Here is a 6238-nt window from a genome sequence, read left to right as displayed (position 1 = left end):
TTCAGCCAGTGGGGGCGCGAACGCTGCGATCAGCAGGGTGGCCACGCTCCCTGCGAAGAAAGAACCAAGTGCCGCGATTGAGAGGGCAGCGCCGGCACGGCCATTTTTTGCCATAGCATGGCCGTCGAGCACCGTGACCACCGCGGAGGTTTCTCCCGGCAGATTCACCAAAATAGCCGTGGTGGAGCCACCGTATTGTGTACCGTAATAAATACCGGCCAGCATGATCAAACCTGCGATCGGAGGTAGCACATAGGTAATCGGCAGCAACATCGCGATGGTGGGGACAGGGCCTAGACCGGGCAGAACGCCCACTAGCGTGCCCAACAAACAGCCCAGAAATGCATAAGAAAGGTTCTCGGGTGTGAATGCGACACCAAAACCAGTCATCAAGTTATTCAGTAATTCCATGAACAGGTGCTCCTTAGTTCATACCGAGAAAGGCGGGCCAAATCGGGAACACCAACTTGAGACCAACAACGAAAGCCAGGTAACAAAGCACGGCCAAGAAGATAGCGTTGGCGATCGTGACCTTCCAGGTGAACTCATGGCTGGCCAGGGCGCTGATAATGACCAACACAAGCATCGAGATGATCAGACCGGCAGGTTGCAGCAAAAATGCGAAGACCACAACGGAGGCGGTAATGATCGCCATGATTTTGAAGTCAAACTTATCGACCGTTGTCGTCTGTGCTTTTTTGCTCAAGGAGCCGAGCAAAATCAGCGCGCCCAAGATGGCCATAATGATCCCCAACCAGAAGGGGAAGTATCCGGGGCCCATTCGCGCTGCTGTTCCCATCGTATATTCGGTGGATTTCCAGGCGAACGCCAGGCCGATGACGATGAACATCACCCCCGACCAGAAGTTCTGTTTGTTTCTAACCTGCATGGTGACAAGCTCCTTGACTGCGCTGCTGATAATTGTTTTGATGAAACAAAAGACGCACTATTTACGTCACATAAATTAAATGACCTCTTGAGCTACGTTTTTTGCAAGAGGTCATCACGGACTGCATGGTAAATGAGAGTACGGCCAAAGCAAACCAAAAAGCACGGTTTTATTGATGGGGTTTTCCCTAGAAAAAGGGTTAAACCTAAGGCTCTTTAATAAAAATCAAACAGGCAGTGTTCGTTTTGATCAGTGATTAGTATTTTTTGATTATTTTTTAACCCACCTAACATGTGAAGCTGAACACTAGCTTACATTTTTAGCTTTGGTTAATTTTTTTACTTAAATTTCTTGTTATACAGTCGTCTTTGCTTTCTCATTTTTGCTTTACGATATCGTTATGCTTGAAGATCTTGATCACCTCTCTACGCGTTTGGCGAAACTGCTCGCCTTTACCCAGCAATTATTTGCTGAACAGACCGCTTTGCAAGCGCGTCTGAAACAGGCTGAAGCCGAGCGCGACGCGCTTCGTGCCGAGCTTGCTCAAGAGGGTACGCAAACCCAGGCCTTGAGTCGTAAAGCTGAAACCGCCGCCTCTGAGCGCGATGTTTTACAAGGCTCACTAGACTTGTTTAAACAGGAGCATCATGCGCTCCAGACTCAACTGGCCTCTCGAGAGCGCGAGGTCTCAGCGTTGCGTGATGTCACGGCACAAGCCCGTCAACGCATTGATGCCGTGCTTGAACGTTTGCCCGGAGCAAGTCAGGTTGAGGAGCTGAAATAATGGAGCGCGTCGATATTTCAATTTTGGGACGCGACTATTCGCTCGCCTGTCCCCCAGAGGAAAAGCAGGCCCTTACTGCTGCAGCCCAGCATGTCAGCCAACTTGCTGGTCGGATCCAAGGTACGGGTAAGGTATCCGGTAATGAGCGGATTGCAGTCATGGCCGCGATCCAGATCGCTGTAGAGCTTTTATCGGTTCGCGCACCGGATGGCCCTTTGGGAGGCTTGGCGGTTGGTGACTTCAAGCGTAGAATAGACGACATGAATGCAATGCTCGACGAAGCACTTGCGACAGTGGCCCCCAACCGTGCGGGTAAGCCACGTTAAACAGTCCAGCGTAGTCAATCGTCGAGATTAAAGTTTGTCCCTGCTGTGTTCGTGACTAGGTCATATATTCTCTGAACCAATGCTTTGGCATATTCAGGTCGCAGGATAGCTCGATGGGAATGCACGTCTCTAGTCAGATGCGCTCGAAATCAAGCAGAACGTGGCCAACTTGAACCTTAGGTTCGAGATGCCGGCCTGAACGGCACGAGCGGGGCATTTATACAAAAGCCTGCCAATATCTTGGCAGGCTTTTTGTTAGAAAAAATTGTTCCTTCTACTATGTTCCGCTTTCAGCAGGCTGGCGGGCGGACCAGGCAAACAATGCTATGCCGCAAATGATCATCGGCAATGACAGCCACTGTCCCATTGTGAGTCCGGCTGCTAACAGCCCTAGAAAATTGTCTGGCTCCCTTGCAAACTCAGCAAGGAATCGGAAAACTCCATACCCCATCAGAAAAACCGCACTCACTTGGCCAACAGGTCGAGACTTATTGGCAAACCACCAAACGAGGATAAATAAAGCGAGCCCTTCTAGTCCAAGCTGATAAAGCTGCGAGGGGTGTCTGGCTATACCGTCTCCGCTTTGAGGAAATACCATGGCCCAAGGCAGGGTGCTGGCACGACCCCATAGTTCACCATTGATGAAGTTACCTAAACGCCCGGCAGCCAGGCCCAAAGGAATGAGCGGACAGACAAAATCGGCCACCATCAATAGGCGATAGCCTCGGCTGCGAGCAAACCAGAGGATCATGAGCGTGACGCCGATGAGACCGCCATGAAAAGACATGCCGCCTTCCCAGAGGTAAAAAATCTCTAACGGGTGAGACAAGTAATAGCCAGGCTTGTAAAACAAGACGTAACCGAGCCTTCCGCCCGCAACCACTGCCAGCACGCCATAGAAAATAATGTCCTCAAGGTCCCTTATAGTCAGTGAGGTTTTGTTGTGCTTAATTCGCCAGCGTCCCAGCAGCCATGCTGAGCCAAAGGCGGTCAGATACATTAATCCATACCAGTGGATCGCAATGGGCCCTAAACGCAGGGCAATTGGGTCAAAATTAGGAAATTGCAGCATCACAAGCCACCAATCAAAAGATGTCCGATAATAACAGCTGCAAACTTCACTGACAGGTGTTCATTCATGGCAAATAACGATCGTTCAAAAAACATTACCGAAGGCGTCACGCGCGCGCCCAACCGTTCAATGTATTACGGGATGGGTTACAAAGAAACTGACTTTGCAAATCCGATGATTGGTGTGGCGAATGGCCACTCGACGATTACGCCATGTAACAGTGGATTACAACCCTTGACGGACGCGGCCATCGCCGCCATCCGTGAGTCCAAAGCAAACCCACAAGTATTCGGGGTGCCAACGATTTCTGATGGGATGTCGATGGGAACCGAGGGAATGAAATACTCCCTGGTTTCGCGAGAGGTGATTGCCGACTGTATTGAGACTGCCGTGCAGGGTCAGTGGTTGGATGGCGTGGTCGTGGTGGGAGGCTGTGACAAAAATATGCCCGGCGGCATGATTGGCATGGCCCGTTGCAACGTGCCTGGTATTTATGTCTACGGCGGTACGATCAAGCCGGGTTCGTACAAGGGCCGCGATTTGAATATTGTTTCGGTTTTTGAAGCCGTTGGTGAGTTCACCATGGGGCGGATGAGTACCGAGGACTTTAAGGCGATTGAACAGAAGTCGATTCCCGGATCAGGTTCATGCGGTGGAATGTACACCGCTAACACGATGAGCTCCTCTTTTGAAGCGATGGGCATGGCGCTGCCTTATTCCAGCACCTTGGCCAATGAAGACGGCGAGGCGATCTCGATGGCTGCCGAAGCAGCCCGTGTACTGGTCGATGCCGTGCGTAACGGACGCAAACCTCGCGACATCATTACCCGCAAGTCGATTGAAAACGCAGTATCTGTGATTATGGCGATTGGTGGCTCAACCAATGCTGTCTTGCATTTCTTGGCGATTGCGCATGCTGCACAAGTGCCCTGGACGATTGATGACTTTGAAACGGTGCGTAAACGCGTGCCCGTGCTGTGCGATTTAAAGCCTTCCGGACAATTCTTGACGGTCGATTTGCACCGAGCAGGCGGGATTCCCCAGGTCATGAAGATTTTGTTGAATGCAGGCCTCTTGCATGGCGACTGCATGACCATTAGTGGCAAAACAATTGCGGAGGTCCTCAAGGATGTTCCGGATCAGCCACCAGCCGGTCAGACGGTCATTCGTTCCATCCCAAATGCAATGTATGCCCAAGGTCACTTGGCAATCTTGAAAGGCAACTTGTCGCCAGAAGGTTCTGTTGCAAAGATCACGGGCTTGAAAAATCCCGTCATCACCGGACCGGCTCGTGTGTTTGATTCTGAAGATGATGCGATGGCTGCCATCATGGCGCGCAAGATTCAGCATGGTGACGTGGTGGTCATTCGCTACGAAGGTCCCAAAGGTGGTCCGGGGATGCGCGAAATGTTGTCGCCCACCTCGGCCTTGGTGGGGCAGGGCTTAGGTGAAACTGTCGGCCTCATTACGGATGGCCGCTTTTCTGGTGGCACTTGGGGGATGGTCGTTGGTCACGTTGCGCCAGAAGCCTTTGTGGGCGGTTTGATTGCCCTCGTCGAAGAAGGTGACTCCATCACCATCGACGCCCATCAGCAACTACTTCAGCTGAACGTCCCCGATGCAGAAATTGAAAAGCGTCGCAAACTCTGGAAACAGCCTGCACCACGTTACACGCGAGGCGTTTTGGCCAAACTAAGCCGTTTGGTGAGCTCAGCCAGTCGCGGAGCGGTGACAGATGCTTTTGACAGCTAAGATGGTGCGTTGTATGGCCGGGGTGTTTGCGCTTTCGTGCGGATTCGCATTAGGCCCCGACGCTTTCGCTCAGGCAACCACAAGTGGGGCGCCTGCCCCGCTTACTCTGGAAGAAGGGCTCGCTCTGGCCAAAGCGCGGGCCTGTCTGGGCTGTCATCAGGTTGACAAAAAACGCGTCGGCCCAGCCTTTACAGCGATTGCCCAACGGCATGCTGATAAAGCCGATGCCGTGCCCTATTTGGTTCAAGTCATTCAAAAAGGCGGGCGCGGTCAATGGGGTGCTGTGCCAATGCCCGGTCAATCAGTCAATAACCAGGATGCCGAAAAGCTGGCGCAATGGATTATTTCCCTCAGGAAACAGTGATGAGCACATTTTCTATGCCTAATACGTCCTCAACGGAACAATCCTTAGCCTCCGCAGTCTTTGGCGGCGGCTGTTTTTGGTGCACCGAGGCAGTCTTCAAAGCCTTGAAGGGCGTCCATGCTGTGCAATCGGGCTATTGTGGCGGCCAGATTGAGCACCCGACTTATGAACAGGTCTGCTCCAAGCAGACAGGCCATATAGAAGTAGTCAAAATCGACTTTGATCCTTCCGTGATTAGTTTTGGCGAGTTGCTGGAAGTGTTTTTCGCAACCCATGATCCAACAACGCCCGGAAGACAGGGCAATGATGTGGGTCCGCAGTACCAATCAGCAATATTTTTTCAAAATCAAGATCAGTACTCAATCGCAAAGCAATATATTGCTGAATTAGAGTCTGGTAAACAATTCTCAAACCCCATATGCACTGAAATAAGGCCTTCAGCGATTTTTTGGCCTGCTGAGCAATATCACGCTGACTATTTTTCACTACATCCAGAGCAGGGCTATTGCCAAATGGTGATTGCACCTAAAATTTCAAAGTTTAAAAAGCAGTTTTCGTCGAAGCTCAATGGATAATTGCAAAAAAAATTGAGTTTTAGGTACATATCCGCAGGCTTAATTTGACACACCTAAAAAACACGTGCATAATCTCGTTTCTCTGCTGAACAAACAGCAGAAAACAAGAAGTAAGTAGTCAGTAGCAAGTGCGTCAATCAAGTCTTTTAAGACCTAATTAACCCCTGATGTCTACAGATTGCTGGTAGTTAGCAAGCGAAAATATTCGCAAGCAGGCTACCGCTGAGTACCTTGTTCTTTAAAAATTTGACAACCGATAAGTGTGGGCGCTTGGAATGAGTGTCGCAGGTTGCTGGGCTGTAACAGGTTCAGTGATTGCAAACGAAATCAAGTGCTCACAAAGAAGTTTGGAAATGAATGTTAAGTGTAAAAGCTTGATGTAAATAACCTCACTTCCTTTGAGCAGCGACGTATAACCGGCCTGTGTTTACACAGGTCATGGAAATACGATTTATACAGAGATTAAACTGAAGAGT

Annotated in this window: 8 protein-coding genes and 1 other RNA gene; 6 read left to right on the top strand and 3 right to left on the bottom strand. The window is 50.5% G+C overall.

The features are described from left to right. Positions 1 to 411: tripartite tricarboxylate transporter permease (locus QWY27_RS15060; RefSeq protein WP_290199258.1), on the bottom strand; the 411-nt coding region annotated here is incomplete at its 3' end. Positions 412 to 424: 13 nt separating this feature from the next. Then, positions 425 to 889, bottom strand: coding sequence for a tripartite tricarboxylate transporter TctB family protein (locus tag QWY27_RS15055; RefSeq protein WP_290199257.1), 465 nt, complete (start codon positions 887 to 889; stop codon positions 425 to 427). A gap of 400 nt (positions 890 to 1289) precedes the next feature. Here QWY27_RS15055 and QWY27_RS15050 point away from each other — a divergent pair, with 400 nt between their 5' ends. The 3 genes from QWY27_RS15050 to ssrS all read left to right on the top strand — a co-directional run bounded on the left by QWY27_RS15050 (position 1290) and on the right by ssrS (position 2218). Further along, on the top strand, positions 1290 to 1673 hold the full coding sequence (locus tag QWY27_RS15050) for a hypothetical protein (RefSeq protein WP_290199256.1): 384 nt from the start codon (positions 1290 to 1292) through the stop codon (positions 1671 to 1673). Continuing rightward, entirely contained in the window at positions 1673 to 1999 is a 327-nt protein-coding gene (locus QWY27_RS15045) for a cell division protein ZapA (protein WP_290199255.1), read from the top strand. Before QWY27_RS15050 ends, QWY27_RS15045 begins: the two co-directional genes overlap by 1 nt. A 34-nt stretch (positions 2000 to 2033) precedes the next feature. Continuing rightward, positions 2034 to 2218, top strand: a non-coding RNA gene (ssrS, locus tag QWY27_RS15040) — 6S RNA. Between the two features lie 58 nt (positions 2219 to 2276). Here ssrS and lgt read toward each other — a convergent pair. Then, entirely contained in the window at positions 2277 to 3071 is a 795-nt protein-coding gene (gene lgt, locus QWY27_RS15035) for a prolipoprotein diacylglyceryl transferase (protein ID WP_290199254.1), read from the bottom strand. Positions 3072 to 3137: 66 nt separating this feature from the next. On the opposite strand from lgt, the gene ilvD reads away from it, so the two are divergent. Genes ilvD through msrA form a run of 3 tightly spaced genes read left to right on the top strand, consistent with a single transcriptional unit; the run spans position 3138 to position 5762 of the window. After that, positions 3138 to 4823 carry a dihydroxy-acid dehydratase gene (gene ilvD, locus QWY27_RS15030; RefSeq protein ID WP_290199253.1) on the top strand — a complete coding sequence of 562 codons (1686 nt, stop codon included), beginning with the start codon at positions 3138 to 3140 and terminating at the stop codon, positions 4821 to 4823. Further along, positions 4807 to 5187, top strand: coding sequence for a c-type cytochrome (locus QWY27_RS15025; RefSeq protein WP_290199252.1), 381 nt, complete (start codon positions 4807 to 4809; stop codon positions 5185 to 5187). The genes ilvD and QWY27_RS15025 overlap by 17 nt, the downstream gene beginning before the upstream one ends. 14 nt (positions 5188 to 5201) lie before the next feature. Continuing rightward, the gene (gene msrA, locus QWY27_RS15020) at positions 5202 to 5762 is read left to right on the top strand and encodes a peptide-methionine (S)-S-oxide reductase MsrA (protein ID WP_435433495.1); all 561 of its coding nucleotides are present in this window, start codon (positions 5202 to 5204) and stop codon (positions 5760 to 5762) included. Positions 5763 to 6238 lie beyond the last annotated feature (476 nt).

This window comes from Zwartia vadi, from assembly GCF_030410375.1.
GTDB lineage: Bacteria > Pseudomonadota > Gammaproteobacteria > Burkholderiales > Burkholderiaceae_B > Zwartia > Zwartia vadi.
The sequence above is the reverse complement of the archived record's forward strand: the minus strand, read 5'-3'. Positions and strand labels throughout refer to the sequence as shown.

What these genes read in the sequence shown, in the direction of transcription:
- QWY27_RS15055 (WP_290199257.1), bottom strand. Translation starts at nt 889, where the DNA reads ATGCAGGTTAGAAACAAACAGAACTTCTGGTCGGGGGTGATGTTCATC.
- QWY27_RS15050 (WP_290199256.1), top strand. Translation starts at nt 1,290, where the DNA reads ATGCTTGAAGATCTTGATCACCTCTCTACGCGTTTGGCGAAACTGCTC.
- QWY27_RS15045 (WP_290199255.1), top strand. Translation starts at nt 1,673, where the DNA reads ATGGAGCGCGTCGATATTTCAATTTTGGGACGCGACTATTCGCTCGCC.
- lgt (WP_290199254.1), bottom strand. Translation starts at nt 3,071, where the DNA reads ATGCTGCAATTTCCTAATTTTGACCCAATTGCCCTGCGTTTAGGGCCC.
- ilvD (WP_290199253.1), top strand. Translation starts at nt 3,138, where the DNA reads ATGGCAAATAACGATCGTTCAAAAAACATTACCGAAGGCGTCACGCGC.
- QWY27_RS15025 (WP_290199252.1), top strand. Translation starts at nt 4,807, where the DNA reads ATGCTTTTGACAGCTAAGATGGTGCGTTGTATGGCCGGGGTGTTTGCG.
- msrA (WP_435433495.1), top strand. Translation starts at nt 5,202, where the DNA reads ATGCCTAATACGTCCTCAACGGAACAATCCTTAGCCTCCGCAGTCTTT.